The sequence below is a fragment of the uncultured Martelella sp. genome (genome assembly GCF_963677965.2).
Classification (GTDB): Bacteria; Pseudomonadota; Alphaproteobacteria; order Rhizobiales; family Rhizobiaceae; genus Martelella; species Martelella mangrovi.
The window spans coordinates 3,409,532-3,434,021 of the sequence record NZ_CAXXFM010000001.1 but is presented as its reverse complement, the minus strand read 5'-3'; the positions used below and the strand labels follow the sequence as shown (position 1 = coordinate 3,434,021).

At 58.8% G+C, this 24,490-nt stretch carries 23 protein-coding genes; 3 read left to right on the top strand and 20 right to left on the bottom strand.

What is annotated here, in order from left to right; all coding sequences use genetic code 11:
* Nucleotide 1 precedes the first annotated feature (1 nt).
* The 6 genes from ACHZCU_RS15990 to gatB all read right to left on the bottom strand — a co-directional run bounded on the left by ACHZCU_RS15990 (nt 2) and on the right by gatB (nt 4,928).
* Nucleotides 2–1,417, bottom strand: a complete 1,416-nt coding sequence (locus tag ACHZCU_RS15990) for a pectinesterase family protein (protein ID WP_319519540.1) — start codon at nt 1,415–1,417, stop codon at nt 2–4.
* A gap of 26 nt (nt 1,418–1,443) precedes the next feature.
* Complete coding sequence (locus ACHZCU_RS15985) at nt 1,444–1,854, bottom strand: DUF2155 domain-containing protein (RefSeq protein WP_106301459.1); 411 nt, start codon at nt 1,852–1,854, stop codon at nt 1,444–1,446.
* 94 nt (nt 1,855–1,948) lie between these two features.
* On the bottom strand, nt 1,949–2,347 hold the full coding sequence (locus tag ACHZCU_RS15980) for an NADH:ubiquinone oxidoreductase subunit NDUFA12 (protein ID WP_106301462.1): 399 nt from the start codon (nt 2,345–2,347) through the stop codon (nt 1,949–1,951).
* A 101-nt stretch (nt 2,348–2,448) separates the two neighbouring features.
* Complete coding sequence (locus tag ACHZCU_RS15975; RefSeq protein ID WP_319519539.1) at nt 2,449–2,925, bottom strand: GNAT family N-acetyltransferase; 477 nt, start codon at nt 2,923–2,925, stop codon at nt 2,449–2,451.
* A complete protein-coding gene (locus tag ACHZCU_RS15970; RefSeq protein WP_319519538.1) occupies nt 2,918–3,421 on the bottom strand; it encodes a GNAT family N-acetyltransferase in 504 nt (167 codons plus the stop codon). Before ACHZCU_RS15970 ends, ACHZCU_RS15975 begins: the two co-directional genes overlap by 8 nt.
* A gap of 4 nt (nt 3,422–3,425) precedes the next feature.
* The gene (gene gatB / locus ACHZCU_RS15965) at nt 3,426–4,928 is read right to left on the bottom strand and encodes an Asp-tRNA(Asn)/Glu-tRNA(Gln) amidotransferase subunit GatB (RefSeq protein WP_319519810.1); all 1,503 of its coding nucleotides are present in this window, start codon (nt 4,926–4,928) and stop codon (nt 3,426–3,428) included.
* Between the two features lie 310 nt (nt 4,929–5,238).
* Between gatB and ACHZCU_RS15960 the strand changes: the two genes are divergently transcribed.
* Both ACHZCU_RS15960 and ACHZCU_RS15955 read left to right on the top strand, forming a co-directional pair.
* A complete protein-coding gene (locus tag ACHZCU_RS15960; RefSeq protein ID WP_106302159.1) occupies nt 5,239–5,496 on the top strand; it encodes a YjhX family toxin in 258 nt (85 codons plus the stop codon).
* 115 nt (nt 5,497–5,611) lie between these two features.
* Nucleotides 5,612–7,045, top strand: coding sequence for a DUF1254 domain-containing protein (locus ACHZCU_RS15955; RefSeq protein ID WP_319519537.1), 1,434 nt, complete (start codon nt 5,612–5,614; stop codon nt 7,043–7,045).
* Nucleotides 7,046–7,137: 92 nt separating this feature from the next.
* Here the strand turns inward: ACHZCU_RS15955 and ACHZCU_RS15950 are convergent, their stop codons facing one another.
* The 4 genes from ACHZCU_RS15950 to ACHZCU_RS15935 all read right to left on the bottom strand — a co-directional run bounded on the left by ACHZCU_RS15950 (nt 7,138) and on the right by ACHZCU_RS15935 (nt 11,606).
* Nucleotides 7,138–7,410, bottom strand: a complete 273-nt coding sequence (locus ACHZCU_RS15950; protein ID WP_319519536.1) for a hypothetical protein — start codon at nt 7,408–7,410, stop codon at nt 7,138–7,140.
* Between the two features lie 195 nt (nt 7,411–7,605).
* The gene (gene serA / locus ACHZCU_RS15945) at nt 7,606–9,201 is read right to left on the bottom strand and encodes a phosphoglycerate dehydrogenase (RefSeq protein WP_319519535.1); all 1,596 of its coding nucleotides are present in this window, start codon (nt 9,199–9,201) and stop codon (nt 7,606–7,608) included.
* A gap of 91 nt (nt 9,202–9,292) precedes the next feature.
* Entirely contained in the window at nt 9,293–10,462 is a 1,170-nt protein-coding gene (locus tag ACHZCU_RS15940; RefSeq protein ID WP_319519534.1) for a phosphoserine transaminase, read from the bottom strand.
* A gap of 193 nt (nt 10,463–10,655) precedes the next feature.
* Nucleotides 10,656–11,606 (bottom strand): glycosyltransferase family 2 protein, encoded by a 951-nt coding sequence (locus ACHZCU_RS15935; RefSeq protein ID WP_319519533.1) that lies wholly within the window; start codon nt 11,604–11,606, stop codon nt 10,656–10,658.
* A gap of 374 nt (nt 11,607–11,980) precedes the next feature.
* On the opposite strand from ACHZCU_RS15935, the gene ACHZCU_RS15930 reads away from it, so the two are divergent.
* A complete protein-coding gene (locus ACHZCU_RS15930; RefSeq protein ID WP_319519532.1) occupies nt 11,981–12,781 on the top strand; it encodes a polysaccharide pyruvyl transferase family protein in 801 nt (266 codons plus the stop codon).
* A gap of 15 nt (nt 12,782–12,796) precedes the next feature.
* On the opposite strand, the gene ACHZCU_RS15925 is transcribed toward ACHZCU_RS15930, so the two are convergent.
* The 10 genes from ACHZCU_RS15925 to tolQ form a co-directional block, all read right to left on the bottom strand.
* Nucleotides 12,797–13,849: a glycosyltransferase gene (locus tag ACHZCU_RS15925; protein WP_319519531.1), complete on the bottom strand. Its 1,053-nt coding sequence runs from the start codon at nt 13,847–13,849 to the stop codon at nt 12,797–12,799.
* A 98-nt stretch (nt 13,850–13,947) separates the two neighbouring features.
* Nucleotides 13,948–15,306 carry a phosphoglucosamine mutase gene (glmM, locus tag ACHZCU_RS15920; RefSeq protein ID WP_106301489.1) on the bottom strand — a complete coding sequence of 453 codons (1,359 nt, stop codon included), beginning with the start codon at nt 15,304–15,306 and terminating at the stop codon, nt 13,948–13,950.
* Between the two features lie 236 nt (nt 15,307–15,542).
* Nucleotides 15,543–17,492, bottom strand: a complete 1,950-nt coding sequence (gene ftsH, locus ACHZCU_RS15915) for an ATP-dependent zinc metalloprotease FtsH (RefSeq protein WP_106301492.1) — start codon at nt 17,490–17,492, stop codon at nt 15,543–15,545.
* Between the two features lie 110 nt (nt 17,493–17,602).
* Nucleotides 17,603–18,937, bottom strand: a complete 1,335-nt coding sequence (gene tilS, locus ACHZCU_RS15910; protein WP_319519530.1) for a tRNA lysidine(34) synthetase TilS — start codon at nt 18,935–18,937, stop codon at nt 17,603–17,605.
* Nucleotides 18,937–19,776: a tol-pal system protein YbgF gene (gene ybgF, locus ACHZCU_RS15905; protein ID WP_319519529.1), complete on the bottom strand. Its 840-nt coding sequence runs from the start codon at nt 19,774–19,776 to the stop codon at nt 18,937–18,939. The genes tilS and ybgF overlap by 1 nt, the downstream gene beginning before the upstream one ends.
* 146 nt (nt 19,777–19,922) lie before the next feature.
* Complete coding sequence (gene pal, locus ACHZCU_RS15900; protein WP_106301501.1) at nt 19,923–20,468, bottom strand: peptidoglycan-associated lipoprotein Pal; 546 nt, start codon at nt 20,466–20,468, stop codon at nt 19,923–19,925.
* Nucleotides 20,469–20,678: 210 nt separating this feature from the next.
* Nucleotides 20,679–21,986 (bottom strand): Tol-Pal system beta propeller repeat protein TolB, encoded by a 1,308-nt coding sequence (tolB, locus tag ACHZCU_RS15895; protein WP_106301504.1) that lies wholly within the window; start codon nt 21,984–21,986, stop codon nt 20,679–20,681.
* A 79-nt stretch (nt 21,987–22,065) separates the two neighbouring features.
* Nucleotides 22,066–23,226 carry a hypothetical protein gene (locus ACHZCU_RS15890; protein ID WP_319519528.1) on the bottom strand — a complete coding sequence of 387 codons (1,161 nt, stop codon included), beginning with the start codon at nt 23,224–23,226 and terminating at the stop codon, nt 22,066–22,068.
* Nucleotides 23,227–23,235: 9 nt separating this feature from the next.
* The gene (gene tolR / locus ACHZCU_RS15885) at nt 23,236–23,688 is read right to left on the bottom strand and encodes a protein TolR (RefSeq protein WP_106301510.1); all 453 of its coding nucleotides are present in this window, start codon (nt 23,686–23,688) and stop codon (nt 23,236–23,238) included.
* Between the two features lie 21 nt (nt 23,689–23,709).
* Complete coding sequence (gene tolQ, locus ACHZCU_RS15880; RefSeq protein WP_106301512.1) at nt 23,710–24,429, bottom strand: protein TolQ; 720 nt, start codon at nt 24,427–24,429, stop codon at nt 23,710–23,712.
* Nucleotides 24,430–24,490: the final 61 nt, after the last annotated feature.

The following is a 24,490-nucleotide window of genomic DNA, read 5'->3' as shown; positions in this document are numbered from 1 at the left end:
TCTATGCCTGGCGGTTGTTGAACTCGGCAAGCCAGGGTTCTGCCGGATCGGGCTTTTGAAGGGCAAGCCCCTCGCCTTTCAGCCAGTCCCCCAGATAACGGAAGAAGTCGTCGGATCTGTACTGTACGGGGCGATAGCGCGTATTCCATTCGCCGGGCACGAATTCACCATCCGCATTGCGCCTGCCGCCGCTCCAGTCGTCCCAGGGCGCGCTCGCATTGATATGCGCGCCGATGCGGGAATTGAGGATCACGCATTTGCCGACGGCTTCCAGAACATCGAGCGAGATCGTCCCCTCGGGCGGGTTGTCGAATTCCGAGGTTTCGGCAAGCCGCGTGCGATAGCCTTCGATGTTGGCAATGCCGTAGGGCGATGCCCGCACCGTCTGGAACCATTGCCGTCCGAGCGAGAAGGTGCCGGCAAGCGCCGCTTCGCTGCCGTCATGGGTAAAGTCACAATCATTGAAGACGATGCCATAGGGCGTGTGCATGTTGGTCGAAGGCGCCACCACATAGGTGTGGTTGACGCGCGACCCCAGCGAACGGATTTCACAGCTTTCGAAAAAGGCGGTCGAACGCCCGAAAATGAAGTCGATATCACCCTCGACATGGCAGTTCGAATAATAGGAGCGCACCGTCATACCGGGCACGCAGCCCTTGAAATAAAGCGTGTCCTGAAAGCTTGAAAACCGCACATGGTCGAAATGAACCCGGTCGGCATTGTGCACCAGCGTTGCCACGGCCTGATGCCAGCCTCTGGCGAACTGACCGGCCGCATTCTTCGGCCCGCCCTTGCCGTCCTCGCATTTCGAGTTCCGGTCTTCCCTGTCGCAGTTATAGGCGTTGTGAACCGTCAGGTTCTTTGCCTGAAAGCCGTCATTTTCGACCCGCAACACGCAGGCATTTTCCGTGGACAGGCGATCCAGCGCGGCATTGGCACGGTAGATTTCGGCAACCTCCGGCGCATAGCGGTCAACGGCGGCGCCAAAGGCGGTCAGGAAATCGGCCCCGCTCATACCCTGATCGATATTGGCGCGGATCACGGTTTCCTGCGGCGCGCTGCCCGTGCCGAAAAGCGTGATCGAAACCGTCCGCCCGCCGACAATCAGCCGCGGGACAATCACGGTCTCTTCATAGACGCCGGGCCGGATCGCGATATAGATGCGGTCGTCCGTTCCGACGGTCGCGGCATCAGCCACCGCCTGGCTGACGGCCATCTGGATCGAATTGAAATCACTGCCGGTCCGGCCAACCGTATAATCGGCGCGCACCTTTGCATTGCCGCACATGAAGGTATCGGCTTTCGGGTCCCACGGATCGATGGTCTCGGCGCCGGCGCGGCCGGTATATTTCAACACCTCGGCATAGTGAAACTTCGCGGCTTCGGCGGCCGAAAGTTGAGGGCGCGCATCGGACATGACAGACCTTCGAAAAAATCGGAAATTCAGGGAGCGGGAACGTCGGCCTCTTCAACGCAGTCGGTCAGCCAGACATCGTAGATCGGGTCCTGCACGGCATTGAGCGCCGGCGAATCGGCAAACATCCATCCCGAAAAAATCCGGTTCATCTCGTTTTGCAGCGAGACCTTGTCCACCTGCACGAATGCATCGACCTGCTGCTCCTCCGTATCGTCGCGCGAATAGCACACCCGCGGCGTGACCTGCAGGCGGCCGAACTGGACCGTCTCGCCGACATAGGCATCGAAGGTGTAGGTGCGGCCGGTGATCTTGTCGATACCGCCGAAAACGGCAACCGGGTTTTCAACCCGCGCGGCAAAGACCGGGCTGGCGGACATGCCCGCCACCGCCACGCCAAGTGAAACGGTAAGAAGACGGCTCAATGCACGGAAATCCATGGAACATCCCTTGATAACAAAAAGCGCGACCGATGCCGCGCTTCATTTCAGACTGACATTGACGCCAGCCTACCGTCCGATTGCGGCAAAAACCTTACGCACCCGGCGTCCAGGCATCGTAATCGCCGGTGACCTCGTTGCGCTCGCCCTGAACGACAAGCGAGCCCTTCGGCCGGTAGGCCAATACGGTACCCGTCTGGTTCGGATTATGCGGCTTTTCCCACTCACGCGCCTTGTAGGCAGCCTCGGTCGGCGGCGTATCGGTGCGATGGTGCATCCAGCCGTGCCAGCCGGGCGGAATGGAAGATGCATCCGCATAGCCCTTGTAGACCACCCAGCGGCGCTTCAGGCCATAGGTGGACATACCGCCTTCGTAATAAATGTTTCCGAACTGGTCCTCGCCAACCTTCTTGCCGAAGCGGCGGGTAAACACATCCGTGCCAATGGTCGAGCCATTCCACCAGGTAAACATCTTTGTCAGAAAGCCAGCCATTCTCTTTCCTTCGTCAGGGACCGCAAGGCGCGGCCTGTCTCCGATTTCTCAACACTGTGTATGGCGCGTCATGCCGCACTTGTCCAGAGCGGCAAACGGCCTCACCGACCTTTCAGCTTCATTTTGAAGCCGAGATGTGACGGCGTGAAACCGAGCCGCTCATAAAACCGGTGGGCATCGACGCGGTTGCTGTTCGACATCAACTGCACCAGCCGGCAGTCTTCCACCCGGGCTTCGGCAATGGCCGCCTCGATCATTTTCCCACCGATACCGCGACCGCGCCAGTCGGCATGGGTCTGCACGGAGCCGATCGTCAGCACCGCGCTGCCCCGGCCGGTCAGCGTGCGGGTATAGGTGGTCTGAAACGTGCCGACGACGACGCCATCGAGCTCCGCGACATAAAGCGTATCATTGGCCGATGCGGCTATCGCCTCAAAAGCCTCGCGATAGTCGTCACGGGCGTCAGGATCGGTGGTGTCGCCGTGACCGCCGAGCGCATCGCCCGCGAACATCGCAATCAACGCCTCGAGGTCGCCCGGCCGGGCCTCACGAATGACCAGCGCTTCGAGATCAGACACCGGGAAGGTCCTTTTCCATGACGATTGCCGGAATGCCGGAGCCACAGGTGCCGCAGTTTTCGGTCCGCGAGACCTCGCTCAGGCCATGCGCCTGATAAAACGCCAGTGCCGCGTCATTGCCGATCACCACTTCCAGCGCGAGCTTTTTCGCATGCGGAAAACAGGTCTCGATTTCGGCAAACAGATCGCGGCCGATCCCCTGCCGCAAAAAATCCGGATGGATATAGAGCTGGTGCAGGTTGATCACATCTGCCTTGGTCTTCGACGGCGCGGCGTAGGCCATGCCACCGAGCCGGCGGCCATCATCGGCCACCAGAAACTCACCGCCCTTGCGCTCGAGGCGCGCCTTGACCGCCTGCGCAGAATGCCAGCTTGCAACAAGCTGGCTGACCTTTTCCGCGCCCAGGATCGGATCATAGGTGGCATGCCAGGTGATATCCAGCAGGCTGCATACCGCCGGAATGTCCGCCTCCATCGCGGTTCGGACGAAAAACAAGGGCTTACTCCGCAACCCCGAGTTTTTCCTTCACCAGCGCCTGCACGGCCTGCGGATTGGCCTTGCCCTTGGATGCCTTCATCACCTGACCGACGAACCAGCCGGCAAGCGAGGGCTTGTCCTTGACCTTTTCGGCCTGTTCGGGATTGGCAGCGATGATTTCGTCGACGATCTTCTCGATTGCGCCGGTATCCGTCACCTGCTTCATGCCGCGATCTTCGACGATCTGCTTCGGATCACCGCCCTCGTTCCAGACGATCTCGAACAGATCCTTGGCGATCTTGCCGGAAATCACACCGTCCTTGATCAACGACAGGATCGCGCCGAGCTGCTCGGGAGAAACCGGGGTTTCGTCAATGCCCTTGCCCGCCTTGTTGAGCGCGCCGAGCAGATCATTGATGACCCAGTTGGCGGCGGCCTTGGCTTCGCTCAGCTCCACCAGCTTTTCATAATAGTCGGAAACCGCCTTGTCGGAGACCAGCACCGAGGCGTCATAGACAGAAAGGCCGAGATCGTTGATGAAACGGGCCTTCTTGTCGTCGGGCAGTTCCGGCAGGTCCTTGGCCAGTTCCTCGATGAAGGCGTCATCGAATTCCAGCGGCAGCAGGTCGGGGTCGGGGAAATAACGATAGTCGTGCGCATCTTCCTTGGAGCGCATTGACCGCGTTTCGCCCTTGACCGGATCGAACAGCCGGGTTTCCTGATCGATTTCGCCGCCGTCTTCCAGAATATCGATCTGGCGGCGGGCCTCGCTTTCGATCGCCATGCCGACAAAGCGGATCGAGTTGACGTTCTTGATCTCGCAGCGCGTGCCGAATTCACCGCCCGGCTTGCGCACGGAGACGTTGACGTCGGCGCGCATCGAGCCTTCGTCCATATTGCCGTCGCAGGTGCCGAGATAGCGCACGATGGTTCTGAGCTTGGTCAGATAGGCCTTGGCTTCGTCGGCAGAGCGCAGATCCGGCTTGGAAACGATTTCCATCAGCGCCACGCCGGAGCGGTTCAGATCGACAAACGACATGGTGGGATGCTGGTCATGCATCGACTTGCCGGCATCCTGTTCCAGATGCAGGCGCTCGATGCCGATTTCGATATCCTCGAAATTACCCTTCTTGTCCGGGCCCAGCGAAATCGTGATGGTCCCCTCGCCGACGATCGGGTCCTTGTACTGCGAGATCTGGTAGCCCTGCGGCAGGTCGGGATAGAAATAGTTCTTGCGGTCGAAGATCGAGCGCTTGTTGATCTGCGCCTTCAGGCCGAGGCCGGTGCGCACCGCCTGCTTGACGCATTCCTCGTTGATGACGGGCAGCATGCCGGGCATGGCCGCATCCACCAGCGAGACATTGGCATTCGGTGCCTTGCCGAACGCTGTCGATGAGCCGGAGAAGAGCTTCGAATTGCTCGTAACCTGCGCATGCACCTCCAGGCCGACAATGATTTCCCAATCACCGGTGACACCGGGCAACATGCGTTTCGGGTCAGGCGTACGGGTATCGACAATGGTCATGATCAGCTCATCGTTCATTCACGGAAATATCGTTTGTGAGGTAGAGCAAATGGGGCAAAGACGCAAGCGCGATGGCAGCCTGAAACCAAGGCAATTCCTTGACCGGAACCGCTTTCGGGCGTATGACGTCCACGTCAAATGGAGACTTGATGTCTAACCGACTGGAATCCCGGTAAGGGCCCTGCCCGCAATATCTCAGCAGCGATGCGATGCGCGCAGCGGCCGAAAACGATGAGCCCCGCGGCAATCCCTGCCGACGGGAACCGTTTTCATGCGCCCTCAGACAGGCGCAAATCCGGAATTCATGACCATGGACATTTCGCGCAGTGAACAGCGCATTCTGCACCTGCTCGCACAGGGCGGCAGGATAGAACTCATCCGCGACGACAATCGCAAGATCGCACGGCTCGACTGCTATACCCGAGAGGGATGGCGGTTTCCCGAACTCGATCTCACACTGTTTCGCAAGCTGAAGGCAAAACGCGCCATCCGCTCGAAAGGCGGTAAACCGTACCAGATCACCGGCCGCGGGCTGGAACTGGTCCGCAGCCAAGCTGACAACAGGTAACAACCGGCACGGCAATTTCACCTGAAATTTGCCGTGCCACTATGGGTTTACATGCCACAAAAACACCTTCAATCTATGGTTTTGCCCGGTTGAATAAATCTTCCGAGGACGTCACATGAAGCTGAAACCTTTCGCTGTCGCCGCACTCAGCCTCGCAACGGCATTTTCACCGGTCATGGGCAGCAGTCCGGTCTTCGCCCAGACCCAAATTCTTTCAAGTGATGCACTGACCGACGAACAGGCCAGCGCCATCGTCGATTCGGTCTATGTCATGGCATATCCGATGGTGCTGATGGACATCGGCGCCGGCATCTCGACCAATGTCGCGAAGCCCGGCGGCGTGAGCGCACCCTATAATCAGTTCGCCAATCTGGCGGCCTTTCCGGATGCCTCCTTCGACACCGTCGTCCGTCCCAATGCCGACACGCTGTACTCGTCCCTCATCTATGATGTCTCGAAGGAACCGCTGATCATCTCGGTCCCTGATATCGGCGAGCGCTACTATCTTTTTGAGCTGATGGACGAGTGGACCGAGGTCTATGCCTCGCCGGGAACGCGCACCATCGGCGATGAAGCCTACAGCTTCGCGATCGTCGCGCCCGATTGGCAGGGGCAACTGCCCGACGGCGTGCGGGCCTACAGGAGCCCGACCGACCAGGGCTGGATGATCGGCCGTGTCGAAACCAATGGCCCGGTCGATTATGATGCCGTCCACGCCTTTCAGTCCAAGCTGAAGGCCGTGCCTTTGAGCGCCTGGGGCAAGGATTATGTTGCGCCGGCGGGCAGTGTCGACAAGACGCGCGACATGAGTTCGCCGGTCAGCCAGGTCGAAAAGCTCGACGGCGCGGCATTCTTCAAGCGCTTCGCCGAACTGATGAAGAAAAACCCGCCCCATGCCATGGACGATTCGGCCGTTGACCTGATGGCCCGGATCGGCCTCGTGCCCGGAAAAAGCTATGATCCTTCCGCCCAGCCGAAAGCCGTTCAGGACGCAATCGCCGCCGCGCCCTCGAAGGTCCTGCCGTTTATCGAAAAGACCTGGGAAAATTCCGGAACACTGGTCAATGGCTGGAGGATCAATCTCACCGGGATTGGCACCTACGGTTCAGATTACATGCATCGCGCCGGCGTCGCTTTTGGCGGAATGGGCGCCAACAAGCCGGTCGACGCCGTCTATCCGAGCGCGTTCGTCGATGCCAAGGGAGACCCGCTCGACAGTTCCAAGGACTATGTCCTGCATTTCGACAAGGGCCAACTCCCGCCCGCCCGGGCCTTCTGGTCGGTGACGCTCTATAATCAGAAACAGTATTTCGCCAAAAACGCGATAGACCGCCATTCGCTCGGCAGCCACAGTCCGCTGAAGAAAAACGCAGATGGCTCCGTCGACATCTACATCCAGCGAAGCTCACCCGGCAAGGACAAGGAGGCGAACTGGCTGCCGACACCCGAAAGCGGCCCCTTCAGCCTGACGATGCGTATCTACTGGCCGGAACTTTCCGTTCTTGACGGAGCCTGGAGCCCGCCCGCCATAGAGCCCGTCAACGGCTGACATAAATCGAAGCAGGGCCCGTGCACATACACAGCAGTGCACGGGCTCTTTCTGTTCAGTCCCCCGTTTCCGCTGCGGCCAGAGGCGGCGATTTACGAACCGTTGAGCTTCGCCCTCAACGCCGCACACTCCTCGGCAAATGAGCCCGTGGCGGCAGGCTCGCCGGCCCGCCGGTACCAATAACCGGCATTCCAGGTATCGCCCTCAATGCGATGGCAGAGCGCATGGGCTGCATCGAAGGGTTTCTCGCCCTCATGGGCCTGACAGATTTCGTGAACCGCTTCCCATTCCGGCCCCATGACAAAATCGGCTTCGGAAAGCCGCGACAGCGCGTCGTCCAGCGCCTGCAATCGGGTCTCGCTCATGTTTGTCTTCTCCCTTGTCATCGTCCGGCCACGCACGCTACGCCAACGAAGCCGCGCAACGCAAATCCTTTGCTGTTCAACCCGGCAAACAGGCTATCGGAGATAACGAACCGCGCTTCGGCGTGCCGGATAAAACAAAAAAGACCCGGCTCTGCGAACAGAAACCGGGCCAGTGCACCCAAGAGGGAACCGTCTTTATTCGACGGAGAATTCGAGCGGCTTGGCCTGCTTGATGGCCTCATTCGCCAGCAGCTTGTCGAGAACCGCGTCAGAAGGCTGCTCATCGACGTAGAGAAGCGCGATCGCATCGCCGCCTTCATTGTCGCGACCAAGCTGGAAGTTGGCGATGTTGACGCCGGCCTGACCAAGGGTCGTTCCCATGAAGCCGATCATGCCGGGCACGTCGGTGTTGGAGATGTAGACCATGTGACGGCCGACATCGGCGTCCATGTTGATGCCCTTGATCTGGATGAAGCGCGGCTTGCCATCCGAGAACACCGTGCCGGCAACCGAACGGGTCTGCTTTTCGGTGGTGATCGTCAGCTTGATGTAACCGTCATAAACACCCGATTTGTCGCGCTTGGTTTCCTGCAGGATAATGCCCTTGTCCTTCAGCATGATCGGTGCGGACACCATGTTGACGTCGGCGACCAGCGGGCGCAACAGGCCGGCCAGAAGCGCGCTCGTCAGCGCCGTGGTGTTCATCTGGGCAAAGTTGCCGTCGTAGAGAACCTCGACTTCCTTGATCGCGTTTTCCGTCACCTGACCGGCGAATTCGCCGAGCACTTCCGCCAACTTGATCACCGGCTTCAGGCGCGGCGCTTCATCGGCCGAAATCGACGGCATGTTGATGGCGTTGGTGACGGCGCCCTTCAGCAGGTAATCCGACATCTGGTCGGCGACCTGAAGTGCGACGTTTTCCTGTGCTTCCGTGGTCGACGCGCCGAGATGCGGCGTGCAGACGACATTCGGCAGGCCGAAAAGCGGGCTTTCGGTGGCGGGTTCGGTTTCGAACACGTCGAAGCCTGCACCGGCAACCTGACCGGACTTGATGGCTTCCGCCAGAGCCGCTTCGTCAACAAGACCGCCGCGGGCGCAGTTGATGATGCGAACGCCCTTCTTGGTCTTGGCAAGCGCCTCGGCATTCAAAATGCCGCGGGTCTTGTCGGTCATCGGCACGTGAAGGGTGATGAAATCGGCCTTGGCCAGCAGTTCATCGAGCTCGACCTTGGTCACGCCGATCTTTTCAGCGCGTTCCTGCGACAGGAAGGGGTCGTAGGCGATCACGTTCATCTTCAGGCCGATGGCGCGGTCGCAGACGATGGAGCCGATATTGCCGGCGCCGATAACACCGAGCGTCTTGCCGGTGATCTCGACACCCATGAATTTCGACTTTTCCCATTTGCCGGCCTGGGTGGAGGTATCGGCGGCGGGGATCTGACGGGCAACGGCCAGCATCAGCGAGACCGCATGTTCGGCCGTCGTGATCGAGTTGCCGAACGGCGTGTTCATGACGATGATGCCGCGGCGCGAGGCGGCCGGAATATCGACATTGTCGACGCCGATACCGGCGCGGCCGATGACCTTGAGATTGGTGGCGGCTTCGATCAGCTTTTCGGTGGCCTTGGTGGCCGAACGGATCGCCAGACCATCATACTGGCCGATGATCTCGAGCAGCTTTTCCTTGTCCTTGCCGAGCTTCGGCTGGAAGTCGACATCAATGCCGCGATCCTTGAAAATCTGAACAGCAGCTTCCGACAGGGCGTCGGATACGAGTACGCGAGGTGCCATGATAGGCCTCCATCAAAAAGAATAATTGTCGGGAATGATGAGCCCGCGCCTTTCCATTCAAGGCGGCGCGAGCCTTGTCAATTCGCCTCGCTTAAGCCGCGAGCTTGGCTTTTTCGGTCTTGAAGGCCCAGTCGAGCCAGCCCATCAGGGCTTCCATATCGGCGGTTTCCACCGTGGAACCGGCCCAGATGCGAAGACCGGACGGTGCATCGCGATAGGCGCCGATGTCATAGGCCACGCCTTCCTTGTCGAGCGTGGAGACGATCGCCTTGGCAAAGGCTGCCTGGGCTGCATCGTCAAGCTTGACGACGTCCGGATCGACGATCTTCAGGCAGACGGACGTATTGGAACGGGTGTCGGCCACTTCGGCCAGGTTTTCGATCCAGTCGTTGGCTTCAACGAAATCGAAGATCACCTTGGCATTGGCATCGGCCCGGGCAACCAGCCCGTCAAGTCCGCCAACGGTCTTCGCCCATTTCAGCGCATCGAGATAGTCTTCGACGCACAGCATGGACGGCGTGTTGATGGTGGCGCCTTCGAAGATGCCTTCGATCAGCTTGCCGCCCTTGGTCATGCGGAAGATCTTCGGCAGCGGCCATTCCGGCGTGTAGGTCTCAAGCCGTTTTACAGCCCGCGGCGACAGGATGAGGATGCCGTGACCGCCCTCGCCGCCGAGAACCTTCTGCCAGGAGAAGGTGACGACGTCGAGCTTGTTGAAATCGACCTTCTGCGCGAACACGGCAGAGGTGGCATCGCAGATCGTCAGCCCCTTGCGGTCGGCAGGAATGAAATCGGCATTGGGAACGCGCACACCGGAGGTGGTGCCGTTCCAGGTGAAAACCACGTCGTTGTCGAAATTGACAGCGGAAAGGTCGGGCAGCTGGCCATAGGGCGCTTCAAGCTTGCGCGCATCCTTAAGCTTCAGCTGCTTGATCACATCGGTGACCCAGCCGGCGCCGAAGCTTTCCCAGGCGAGCATGTCGACAGCACGTTCGCCAAGCAGCGACCAAAGCGCCATTTCGACAGCGCCGGTATCGGAAGCCGGCACAATGCCGATGCGATAATCGCCCGGAACATCCAGGACTTCGCGGGTCAGGTCGATAGCTTCTTTCAGCTTCGCCTTGCCGATTTTTGCGCGGTGGGAGCGGCCAAGCGGAGCGTCATTCAACGCTTCAGGCGTCCAACCGGGACGCTTCGCACAGGGGCCAGAAGAAAAGCGGGGATTGACCGGACGCACGTCCGGCTTGGTCATATCTGTCATATCTCTACCCTTTCAGATAGTAGCCTCTCGTTGGGGAGAGGTGTCCCGCCGCCGGATATACGGGAGGCGTTGAGAATACGCAAGGGAAAAGATGACTTGATGATGACTACGAAGTGGAAAAGACGCAGCACCACTTACGTTCGTTTTGGACGCGGACTTGGCACCCAAAATTCTATTCGTACGACCACGAGAGCTATGATCCGTCTACATTTTTATATGGCTGGGGCAACAGGTAGAAAAAACCTCGAATAAGCCCCACAAACGAACTGAGTTTTTTCAGACCACTCATAATTCGAGCTGCACCCTGATCGCGGGAAAACGCCATTTCAACACCACCGTATACGATCAACAGCGTCCCCAATGCGCACCATTCGACCATTCTGGGAAATACCCCCCAAAAGGCCTTCCACCGACCGTTTTGTCGAATACGAAGGTACGCCATCACCGCAGCGACGCGCTGCCAGCGCCGCATATTATAGGATAGGGAAATCCTGCCGTCGGGCACCTCCTCCTCGACGAAAGCATCATCAACCCAAACAATCCGGCCTCCGAGGCTTGTTAAGCGTGAAAAGAATTCGATATCACTCCCCCCGAGAAAGCGAAAAGCCGAATCAAACAGGAACTCCTCTTCCTGTTCTGTAAGCCATGATTTCCGCAAAAATGTATTATTCGTAGCCGCTGCATTCAGTAATGTGCCACGTTTTTGGGATATCTCCGATGGACGGCGGTAAAACAGCGGAAGAGTAGCAGGTGTGATATAACGAACACCGCTAGTCAGTACATCTGCTTTGAACTCTACCATCGCGCGCCGCATGGCCGGCAGCCAGCCTTCGGTGACAACCTCATCATCATCGAGAAAACCGAGCCATTCCGGATGCATGTTTTTCGCTATCGCAAGCCCGCGGTTACGCGCTGGACTTATACCCAACTCTGGCTCAAGAGCATACACTATATTCAGATCAGGAAATAATGCCTTGAATCGATCAACCACATCCCGTGAGCGCGGATGATCGTCATTCTCGATAACAACGACGCAATCTCCACCCTCCCCTCCGTTCAGCTGCGGCAGAACGGATTTCAAACATTCGCCAAGCATCCGCGGACGGCGACGCGTACAAATCATAATACAGACGAACGAATTCATAATATTCCAGTCAAATTCAATTCATTTCGACGCTCGGATCAGTTAAGCCCGAACGCAGACATACCTCATCAGTTTCCCCTCGTTAAACCTAGCAAGCGACGCAGGAGGTGAGTTTACATGCCGCAAGGAAAACTGACTCCAACCATTTTGGAATTAATCTTAGAACGTCGCTCTCGCAAGTGCCATTCTTAAACTTCGTGCATTAGAAAATGATACATTTGCGAAACGGCAACCACATGAATATTGCCGTCATTCACATGGCGGGTTAGCGTACAGCTTGTACGTCAACTGGCAGGGCTAGCCGCGTACCCTTGAGTTGAGCCGTGCAGATCGTATTTTAAACACACACGCCTGATGAAAAGTATGAACGCCCAATGAAGTTCTTTAAAAAGAAGAAAAAACAAGCAATCTTGCGGGAACCTCGCCTGGACGGATCGAGCGTTGAGCTTTTCTATTGGACGCCCCCCAGCGGAATTCATAATTTTGGCGACCATCTATCAAAAATAATAGTGACAAAACTGCTTGCCGATCAGGGCCTGTTTCTTGAACAGGAAACTTCAAAAAAAGCGAGAATGCTGGCGATCGGGTCGATCCTTCACTTTGCCAATGACCAAAATACAATTTGGGGTACTGGAATCAACGGGAAAACCAATACGAACTCCTATAATTTCAACGAGCTTGATGTGCGCGCGGTCCGCGGCCCCAAAACCCGGGAATTCCTGATGGAAAAGGGGATCACGGTTCCCGAGATTTATGGTGATCCCGCATTGCTCTGTAAAGCCCTGCTACCTAATACTCAGGCTACCGACAAGAAAAGAAAGCTTCTTTTTGTCCCCAACCTCAACGATGATACATATCCGAAAGGCGTAGAAGTTCTTTCGCCTTTGCTGCCATGGAATCGCTGTATCAAGGAAATCACGAGCAGCGAGTTTGTGTTGGCTAGCTCGCTTCACGCCATTGTCATTGCAGAAGCGTATGGTATTCCAGCGCGATATTTGCGTATATCGGAAGTCGAGAGCTTATTCAAATATGAGGACTACGTCCTGGGTACAGGTAGAAAGAGCCTGGAGTTTGCCACGTCAGTTGAGGAAGCGAAGGAGATGGGCGGCATGCCGAAAATCAGCTTTTCGTCGGAAAAACTGATTGGCGCATTTCCATACGACCTTTGGTCGTAATTGTAAATATAACAATCAAAGATTATTGCCTTTGCTTTCGAAAAGCGACTTGAAAAACTGGTCGCAATCGGACCCGATACGATCCCAGCCATATCGACTTAAATCTGGGCCTGCCGCACTATATTCTCGCGCATTCAAGTTGGAAATGAAATCGGTCAATATACCGGACGAAAGCTCTCCTTCGTAGAGATACAGCCATTCTTTTCCAACATCATTTTGCAATTCAGGCAAACTGCCCAGCTTGGGCGCAAGCACTGGCCGATTTCGCGAAAGTGCATGAAGGACAGCGCCGCTATTGGTGATATTTCGGTATGGCAAGGCAACCGCATCGCAAGAATCTATAAAATTTTCCAGCTCGGTGTTATCAAGGTATGTCTCACGTGACGCAAAAGTAACATTGGACGTCCTAGAGACAGCATACTCAAGCTCTTCGGCCAGCATCGAATCTATCGTTTTCCCAACTATCTCCAAATCAGCAATATCGGGAATTTCCGAGGCACACTCAACGAGAGCAAGAAGGTTTTTGTAGCGGCGTATCTGGCCGAAACAGCCGAGTCGGAGGCGACCTTTTTGCCATCTGGAAATTTTGGCGGGCGCAAGCTGAATATCGCGATAGTGCCCGTGGACAGTTACCAATATTGGCGTATTCCGGCATAACGGATAGCTCGCGAGCAACTGGTTTCTCGACGCATTTGAAAGGCAGACAATTCCGTCCAGGGTACCGAAAAAGAAAGAAAGCAACCGGCGATCTACTTCGGTTGCGTCATGAGGAAATATGTTATGAGATATCCAAATAACCTTCAGGTTATTGAATCTCCGAAAATACCTCATAAAAAGAATTCGTTTGTAACTCTTCAATAGTCTTGAAACACTATTTTTTTTCAAAAAGAACTCATTCGGCCAGTGAAAAACAACCACATTCGCTGCTCCAAGCGACTTGGTAGCGTACGGCCTCACACGATACCCCCTATCTGCAAGCGTGTTCGAAAACGAGTCGATAAAGTGATTAAAATCGCTCTTCATCGGCGACAACAATATCGTCGGCTTGAAGGAAGTCGTCGGCGTCATTCTCGCACCATTTCACAATTCGGTTCATACCGATAGCATACATGAATCCAGTCACGGAGCTTACTTGCTATTGGCCCGCGCATTCTTGAAACAAGTTCTCAGGCGGCGTCACGCACGCTGGATATCACGTCGATGAGACCCGAGACAACGCGTTCCACCTGGGCCGGGTCATCGCCTTCGGCCATCACGCGAATCAGCGGTTCCGTGCCGGACGGACGGATGACCAGGCGCCCCCTGCCCTTCAGTTCGGCTTCGGCGTCGGCAATCGCCTTTTTGACATTGCCATTCTCCAGCGGCGCCGCGCCCGCCTGAATGCGGACATTGCGCAGCAGCTGGGGAACCGGTTCGAACTTGCGGCAGACTTCGCTCACCGGCTTGCCGGCACGCTTGACCGCAGCAAGGATCTGCAGGGCCGCCACCAGTCCGTCGCCGGTCGTGCCGAAGTCGGAAAGCACGATGTGACCCGACTGCTCGCCGCCGACATTGTGGCCGTGCTGGCGCATGTGCTCGACGACATAACGGTCGCCAACCTTGGTGCGCGCCAGTTCCAGCCCCTTGCTGTTGAGATGACGCTCAAGCCCGAGATTGGACATCACGGTGGCCACAAGACCATTGCCCTTCAACGCACCGTCATCGGCCATATTGCCGACAATCACCGCCATCAGCTGGTCGCCGTCGATGATGTTGCCTTTCTCGTCGACGATGATCACCCGGTCGGCGTCGCCGTCGAGCGCGATGCCGATATCGGCGCGCACCTCATGCACCTTCGCCTGCAAGGTCTTCGGATAGGTCGAGCCGCATTCCTTGTTGATGTTGAGGCCGTTCGGCTCCGCGCCGATCGTCACCACATCGGCCCCCAGTTCCCAAAGCGCGGTCGGAGCCGCCTTGTAGGCCGCGCCATTGGCGCAGTCGACGACAACGCGCAGGCCGTGCAGGGTCACATCCCGGGGAAGTGTGCGTTTGACGAACTCGATATAACGGTAAATGTCGCCCTCGACGCGGCTGGCGCGGCCGATTTCGTTGGCACGGGCAAGCTGGGGATAAAAATCCTGACGGTCCACCAGCGCCTCGATCCGGGCCTCGATCTCGTCCGACATCTTGTAGCCGTCGGGCCCGAAAAGCTTGATGCCGTTATCGGCATAGGGATTGTGGGACGCCGAAATCATCACGCCGACATCGGCTCTGAGCGAGCGCGTCAGCATGGCGACGGCCGGCGTCGGGATCGGCCCGAGCAGATAAACATTGAGGCCGGCCGCCGTAAAACCCGCAACCAGCGCATTTTCGAGCATATAGCCGGAAAGCCTCGTATCCTTGCCGATCACCACCCGGCGGGCGTGGTCATTGCGACGGAAGATCGTCCCCACAGCGATGCCGACGCGCATGGCCAGATCGGGCGTCATCGGAAAAGTGTTGGACTGTCCGCGAATACCGTCGGTTCCGAAATACTTGCGTGCCATGTCGTTCCTCATCTCAGCCGCCCGCGGGCGACGGTCGTGTCTCTGCCGGGCCATCAATGCGCTCTCATGGCAGAAAATCGGCTTCAGGGCACCTAAAATAACGTCAACAACGCTAACACGACGTTACCGGAAAGCGCGCTTCAGTGCCGCCGACGGCCGAGAGCAAGAGCCCCCGTCTTGGCGACTGCCCGCATGCAGACAGAAAAAAACCGCCGGGGAAACCGGCGGTCCTTGTCTCAGTTGGGCTGCGGCTCGAAACCGTCGCCTTCCGTTCCGTCGGAAGGCTTGCCCGATGGCGTATCCTTCTTCGGACCCATGGAGGGCACCGCAGACCCGCGCGAAGGCGGTGTGTCGTCACCCAGATCACGCGAGGGCTTTTCACCCTGAAGGATCGACTTGATTTCGTCACCGGACAGCGTCTCGTATTCGAGCAACCCTTCGGCCAGCGCAACGAAGCCGTCATTGTTGTCCCTGATAATCCGGGTGGCCTCGACATAGGCCTCATCGATCAGGCGGCGAACCTCCGAATCGATCTTCTGCGCCGTGGATTCAGAGACATTCTTGCTCTGCGAAACCGAATGGCCAAGGAAGACCTCCTGCTGGTTTTCGCCATAGGACACCTGACCGAGTTCATCGGAAAAGCCCCATTGCGTCACCATTGCCCGGGCAAGCTTTGTGGCCTGCTCGATATCGGAGGACGCGCCGGAGGTGATGTTGTCCTTGCCGAAGGTCAGTTCCTCGGCAACACGGCCGCCCATCATGATCGCCAGCCGCGAGATCATCCACTTGTAGCTCATCGAATAGCGGTCGCCCTCGGGCAACTGCATCACCATGCCCAGCGCACGGCCGCGCGGAATGATGGTCGCCTTGTGGACGGGATCGGCCACCGGAACCTTCAGTGCCACAATCGCATGACCGGCCTCGTGATAGGCCGTCAGCTTCTTTTCCGCCTCGGTCATCGCGGAGGAACGCCGCTCGGCGCCCATCATGATCTTGTCCTTGGCGTCCTCGAATTCGGCCATGGTGACCAGACGCTTGTTGCGCCTTGCTGCCATCAGGGCGGCTTCGTTGACGAGGTTCATCAGATCCGCACCGGAAAAGCCGGGAGTGCCGCGGGCCACAACCTTGAGGTCGACATTCGGCGCCAGCGGCGTGTTGCGGGCGTGAACCTTCAAAATGCGCTCGCGGCCGACAATATCCGGGTTCGGCACCACGACCTGACGGTCGAAACGGCCGGGACGCAGCAATGCCGGGTCGAGAACGTCGGGACGGTTGGTTGCGGCAATCAGGATCACGCCCTCATTGGCCTCGAAACCGTCCATCTCGACCAGAAGCTGGTTCAGCGTCTGTTCGCGTTCGTCATTGCCGCCGCCGAGACCGGCGCCGCGATGACGGCCAACCGCATCGATTTCGTCGATGAAGATGATGCAGGGCGCATTCTTCTTGGCCTGTTCGAACATATCGCGCACACGGGATGCACCAACACCGACGAACATTTCCACGAAGTCGGAACCCGAAATCGTGAAGAACGGCACATTGGCCTCACCGGCAACGGAGCGCGCCAGAAGCGTCTTACCGGTACCGGGCGGGCCGACCAGCAGCACGCCGCGCGGAATGCGGCCGCCAAGGCGCTGGAACTTCTGCGGATCACGCAGGAATTCGACGATCTCTTCGAGATCCTGCTTGGCCTCGTCGACACCGGCAACATCGTCAAACGTCACCCGGCCATGGGCTTCCGTCAGAAGCTTGGCCTTGGACTTGCCGAAGCCCATGGCGCCGCGCGAACCGCCCTGCATCTGACGCATGAAGAACAGCCAGACACCGAGGATCAGCAGCATGGGCAGAAGCGTGCCGACATAGCTCAGAATACCGCCGGAACCATCATTGACGGGCTTGGCGGTGACGTCGACATTGTTGGCCTCAAGCTTGTTGAGCAAGGAGTCGTCGATCACCGGCGCATAGGTGTGGAAAGTCGTGCCGGCGCCATCGGAATAGGTGCCGGTGATGTTGTTTCCGGTAATGGTCACATCCTTGACCCTTCCGGAATCGACATTATTCACGAACTGCGAGTAGGCCACCGCGTTGCCCGCATTGTGCGACGGCGTTGACTGGAACATGCTGAACAGCGCGACCAGCAACAACGCGATTATCGCCCACAGCGCAATATTGCGTAGGTTTGGGTTCATTAAACTCCCCGAAATCATATTACCGGCACGTCAGAATGCCGCTGAATTACGCCTAACATAGGGTCCGCACCCTGTCTTGCCAAGACAAGCCGGTTCCAAGATTCATTTTCTCAACGTAAATAGGTTGCGGCCGGTTCACGATAGGCCGTATGCGCGAAAGCCGCAGCCATCATATTTGCCAGCGTCAGGTCGAATCCCGGCAAAAACCGGTCGAACGGCGCGAGATAGACACCCGTCGGAAATACCCGCTTCCCCGCAGTGTCCATGGCCACGGGGCGCACGGCAGCGGCAAGACGCGCAAGTCGCGGCGGCAGCCCTGCAAAAGCATCTGTATCACCCGCACCGCCCGGTCCAGCAGGCCGGATGCGCAGTGTCGCCTGCGACCGGTTTTCAAAACAAAAGCGACCATCCCAAACGGCTTTTTCGCCCGGCGCAATTTCCGTTTCCGGCAGGCCGCGGCGTTCACGCAGAATGAACAGATGCCCGCGATGCCTCTCGAAAAGGCAGCGTCCGGCCGTCATGCGGGCGCCGTGCGGCGCGGTGCAGAGCGCGGTCACGCGATCCAGCACATCGCCACCGGGGCCATAGGAAAGGCCGCCAAGCGCGGGAACAAGAATGTTGAGCAGATAGCGAGCCGCCTCCCCGGCGCCGAGAAGACCGTCAATATCGAGATGCGCCACGGTGGCGCCATGGATTGTGGCGATACCGGCAAAAAGGTCTGCTGCATCGCGCGACAATCTGTCCCGCGCGCGCGCTGCCGTTTCCGCATCTTCTGCCAGTGTTTCGACGGTTTCCCGAATACTCCGGCGCGTCCGCACCCGTTCATAATGCGCGTCGTCATTGCTCGGATCATCGATCCAGGAAAGACCGCTCAGTGTAAGAAAATCGCGGATGGCGCTGCGCCCGATCTTCAAAAACGGTCGCGCGACCCAGTGCTTTCCCTTAATCAGGGTCTTGTCCGCCATGCCGGTCAAGACTGTCGAAGCGCCGCGACTGGCGCGCATGGCGAAGGTTTCGGCCTGGTCGTCCATCGTGTGCGCAACGGCGATGACATCGGCGCCGCAGCGGCCGGCCAGAGCGGAAAGCAGGCGATAGCGCGCATGGCGGGCCGCAACCATCAGCCCGGACTGTGGCTTGTCATCCGCCCAGACAAGGGTGTGATGGGCAATCCCGCGTTCGGCACAAAAAGCGCCGACCCAGAGCGCCTCGCCAGCCGCTTCGGGGCGCAGACCGTGATCGACGGTTGCGGCCGTGAACCTGATATCGGTCCTGCCGGATATCGTTTTTGCCGCCAAAAGTGCTGAGAGCAGCCCGATCGAATCGCCGCCGCCGGAAACGGCAACAAGAACATGGCACTGCGGTTTCAGCTGTAAAACAAAGTCCTGTGCAGCGCGCAGCGGTGCGCTGCGGGCCGGCGTATCGGCAGCCGGGACCGACGCTGCCATCAGCATCCGTTGGCCGACTGCTCCGAGCGGGCCTTGTCCAGAACGGCCTGTGCCGCATCGGGGTAACGCACCGGCACCTCGGCAAAGGTCGCGCAGGCGGCGTCCTTGTTATCCATACCGGCAAGCGACTGGCCGAGCTTCAGCAGCATTTCCGGGGCCTTGTCGGAATTGCCATAGGCCTTGTAGGCGTTGAGGAAGGTCTTGGCGGCCTCGTTGTATTTCTGCTGGGCCAGCATCGATTCGCCAAGCCAGAAGCTCGCATCGGGAATGAGCGGGCTGTCGGGATAGCTCAGCACAAATTCGCCAAAGGCATTTTCGGCCTGCGGATAATCGCCGGACAGGACGAGATTGTAGGCCGTGTTGTAGAAGGCGGCATCGTCACCGCCCCCTTCCGCTCCCTCGGGCAGATCCGGCGAAACATCGCCGGGAATGCTCGCGTCATTCATCGCGCTGTCGGGCATGGGCGGCGGATTGTCGATCGAAGCCGCCTCATTGTCAGTCCCGTTGTCCGGCGATGGTTCGGACGATGAAGGCGCGGACGGCGTTGCCATGCCGCTTTCCAGATCCTGCAGGCGGAATTCCATATCCTCCTGCAATTTGCGGATCCGTTCCTCCATCTGCAGCATCTGGAAGCTCAAATCCTCGACCTGGCCGTTGAGGTTCCTGACCTGCTCTTCAAGCTGCATGATCCGCATGGCAGGATCGGTCGCCTGGACCTGAACGGTCTGGGGCTGCGTGTTGCCTGTTGCCGGAAACACCGAAAAGCCGGCAGCCCCAGCACTTGCCTGCATCCCCAGAAAGGCGCTCCCCGCCAACAGACATAAAAATGCTTTTCTCATGATCCCTTCCTAAAGCCGGTAAAATGGACTTGCGTGTCGTCGGACACGATATTTCCGGCCATATTTAGATCAAAAAGCACTTTCTTGCACTGCAGACACAAAAAAACCGGCCAAAAGCCGGTTTTTCTTCATATCCGTTGGCCGGATCAGCTTCCGGCGCCACCCAGCACGGTGACCGTACGACGGTTCTGCGACCAGCAGGAAATGTTGTCGCAGACGGCGACAGGCCGTTCCTTGCCGTAGGAGATCGTCGAAATCCGGTTGGCGGGAATACCGCGCGAAACCAGGTAGTTCTTCGTGGCCGTGGCGCGCCGTGCGCCAAGCGCAAGGTTATATTCGCGTGTGCCGCGCTCGTCGGCATGACCGGCAATGCGGATCGAATAACTGGTATAACGCTGCAGCCACTGGGCCTGTTTGTCGAGCGTCTGGGCGGCAATCGGAGTGATCGCGGCCGAATCGGTCTCGAAATAGACCGTATCGCCGACATTGAGGTCAAAATCCTGCGTGGTGCCGGGAGAGGCAACACCGGCATTGGCGCCCGCCACACCCTGACCGCCGCTACCCGGCAGGTTTTCCTGTTTGGATGCGCAGCCGGCAAGGCCGAGCGCCATCACCGCACAGAGCGCAACAACGGCAGGTCTCATCGCTTTCTTCCTCGAAAGGCCTTCAAATCCAAGCATAGCTCGGCTCATTACCGCTCTCCTTCAAGCGTTCCAATTTCGTGTCCGACACCGGAAAATCGGTTCAGGTACGCCATGATAACCGATGGTCTGCCGATCGGTTGCGCAACGTCTGCGACAGACCGGTCAATGTCGACATATGCCTAGCAAATCGCCGTTAACCACCCCTCAACGAAGATCGTTAACAAACAGTAAATGTGCAGCCGAAAACCGCCTTCGCCGCTACTCCAGAAGCGGCGACCAGGCCGGGTCCGAAGCATAGTCGGGCGTTGAAATCCGCTGTTCATTGTAGCCCGTCAGGTCGATGGAATAAAGGTGTGGACCGCCCTCGCCGGCATTCTGACGGAAGAACATCAGGACGCGGCCATTCGGCGCCCATGTCGGACCTTCATTGTGGAAGCCGGTGGTCAGAATGCGTTCACCGCTGCCGTCCGGCTTCATCACGCCAATGGAAAACTTGCCCCCGGACTGCTTGGTGAACGCGATCAGGTCGCCGCGCGGCGACCATACCGGCGTCGAATAGCTGCCGTCGCCAAACGAGATACGGTGCTGGTTCGAGCCATCTGCGTTCATGACGTAAAGCTGCTGGCGGCCGCCGCGGTCGCTTTCGAACACAATCTGGTTGCCGTCGGGCGCATAGGACGGCGAAGTGTCGATGGCGGATGTGCTGGTCAGCCGCGTCGTGGCGCGGGTCCTGAGGTCCATGGTGTAGATATTGGCATTGCCGTCCTGCTGCAGGCTCATGATGATGCGCTGGCCGTTCGGCGAAAACCGTGGTGCAAAGGTCATGCCCGGGAAATTGCCGACGACCTCGCGCTGTCCCGTCTCCAGCTGCAACAGGTAGACGCGCGGCTGGTCGTTTTCATAGGACATGTAGGTGACTTCCTGCCGGTTCGGCGAGAACCGCGGCGTGAGCACCATATACTGACCATCCGTCAGCATGCGGACATTGTGGCCGTCCTGATCCATGATCGCCAGCTGGCGCTTGCGGTCGGTCTTCGGGCCGCTTTCGGAAACATAGACGATGCGGCTGTCGAAATAGCCCTGCTCACCCGTCAGCGCCTGATAGATGGAATCGGCGATGATGTGGGCAACGCGACGCCAGTTGTCGGGCTGGGTGAAAAACTGCTGGCCGATGATCTGCTGGCCGGCATAGGTATCCCAAAGCCTGAACTCGGACCGCAGACGGCCGTCCGGCTCACGGGTAACCCGGCCGACGACAAGGGCTTCGGCATTGATCAGCCGCCAATCCTCGAAACGCGGTGTCTGATCCGGATCGTTGATCTGCTGGATGAAGGCCGAGCGGTCAACCGCCTTGAACAGACCCGAGCGCTCGAGATCGTCGGCGATCACGCCGGAAATATCCGTTCCCAGCCCGTCATCCGATATGAAATCGGTAATCGCTATCGGCAGCGGCTGGACATTGCCGCGCGAAATGTCGATTTCGACCAGCGCATTGGCCGGTGCGACGAACAGAAGGCCGAAACCGGCCCAGGCGACGGAAAGAAATACGAGACAGCGTTTAAGCATGGCAGGACAGGCCTTTCAGCGTTGATTGCGTCGGTCTGATGCGGATGGCGATACCGGTCCGCAGTCCTCCGGTTAAAAGTTAAAGCATCTGGCTTGGATCAAAGTTCACGATAACTTCGCTCCAGGCGTCATATTTTTCTGGCGGAAGTTGGACGAAGGGCGAGGATTTCAGCACCGCACGGCGGGCGCCGCCGGCGAGAATCCGCCGTGCGCTTTCGCTGCCGCCCGTTGCCGTCACCTCGGGCGCTCCGACAATCGCACCGGACGGATCGAGCCTCATGTGTATGCGTATGCGCACCCCTTCCGCACCGTCAAGACCGGCCAGGATCGACCAGTTGCGCTGGATCTGACCGCGCAGCGCATCCAGCTCGCTCTGGGAAAGCTGGGCATTGCTGGTGTTGCGTTCCGTCCCCAGCGCCGCCGGTGTTTCGCTGCGCTGTGCGCCGCCGCCGGTTGCCTCGGTCCGGTTCAGGAGCGCGGCAATGTCATCGACATTGAAGTCATCTTCTTCCGTCGTGGTCGAGGCCGTGGTCTGGCTGTCGGTGCGCTGTGCCTGCGCCGTGCGGGTTTGCTGTGCCGGTTCGGGCGGACGTCGCGTCGGCAGCGGCGCCTGGTCCGGGAAGGCCAGTTCCGGCTCTTCGGGCTCGGCAGGCGCTTCAGGTTCCGGCTCGGGCTCGGGCGCAGCGGTCTCGGTGGGTTCCGGTGTCGGCGCCGGGGCCGGTTCGGGAACCTCTGCGGCCTCGGGCTGAGGCGCCGGTGCGGGTTCAGGTGCAGGCGCCGGTTCGGGCGCAGGCGTCGGTTCCGGCGCCGGTGCTGGCTCCGGCGCGGGTGCGGGTTCCGGGCGCTCGGCGGGCGTGGGCGGCGGCGTTTCGGCCACATCCTCCTGCGGCGCCGGCTCCGGTGTTTCAGCAGCCGACGGCGTCGGAAGTGCGGCCTGGTCCTGCTCGACATCGGCAGGCGCCGCCTCCGGCGCGCTATTCAGGTCGATATCGTTTTCACCGACATTCTGCGCATCGGCCACCTGATCCTGCCGCCGCGTCGGGATCGGCGCGGCAATGTCGGCAAGGTCGGCATTTTCATCGCCTTGCTGCACCTGCGTGACATCCTCCACCGGGATCAGCGTCACCGGCAATGCATCGACATCCGCCACTTCCATCGATGGCGGCGTGCCGAGCAGAAACACTGCCCAGCCAATGACCAGACAGTGGAGAACAAAAGAGATGGCAAGGCTGCGCGTCATGGCGAAAGATCAGCTATCCTGTTCCTGCAGGGTCACCAGTCCGATATTCTTGAAACCGGCCGCGGAAATCCGCGCCATGACCTGCATCACCGTGCCGTAACCGGCACTGGCATCGCCGCGCACATAGATACGCTCGCTGTAGCCGGTGGTGGCAATCGCCTCGAGCTTCGGCACGACTTCATCGATCCCGATCTCGGTCTCCTGCAGGAAGATCTGGCCTTCCGGATTGACTGAAATCGTGATCGGCTGGGTATCGGAGTTGAGCGCTTGCGCCTGCGTCTCCGGCAGATCGATCGGCACGCCGACGGTCATCATCGGTGCGGCAACCATGAAGATGATCAAAAGCACCAGCATGACGTCGACGAGCGGCGTCACGTTGATTTCGCTGACAGGACCGCGGCGGCCGCGCCTGCGTCCGCGGCGGCTTCCGCCTGTCGCACTTGTTCCTGCGGTCATTCCCATATCGCTATCCCCTTCCAGGCTTTATTCCGCAGCCGGGCGCGACTGGAGTTTTTCATCGATCTGGCGCGACAGGATCGCGGCAAATTCGTCGGCAAAGCCTTCCATGCGGCCAATCAGCTTGCCGGAATCGGCAGAGAGCTTGTTATAGGCGATAACGGCGGGAATAGCCGCGACCAGACCGATGGCAGTGGCCAGCAGCGCTTCGGCAATACCGGGAGCGACGACGGCAAGATTGGTCGATTTCGAACCGGCAATTGCCTGGAACGAGGTCATGATACCGACCACCGTACCGAACAGGCCGACAAAGGGGGCGGCAGAACCGGTACTGGCCAGAAAGCCGAGACGGGCCTCGAGTTTGTCCGATTCGCGCTGGATGGCCACATCCATCGCCTTTTCAACGCGCATCTGCAGGCCGACCGGCGCGCGGGCGCCGCGTTCGAAGGATTTTTTCCACTCGCGCATGGCGGCCACGAAAACCGCGGACATGCCGGAGGTCTTGCGCTCGGAAAGATTCGAATAGAGTTTTTCCAGCGACGTGCCCGACCAGAAGGCATCTTCGAACTGGTTATAGGCGCGGCGTTCCTTGTTGTAGGCAATGATCTTCTCGATCACGATCGCCCACGTCCAGACCGAAGCGGCAATCAGGCCGATCATCACCAGTTTGACGATCAATCCGGCCTGCATGAAGAGCGCCAGCAAGCCGACATCGGCGTGTGCTGCTTCCAACCCAAGCTGTTCCATGTGACGTAAGTCCTTGAATATAGGGGCCCGGCTTACCGGGCGGGTACAGTTAGAGCCGCCT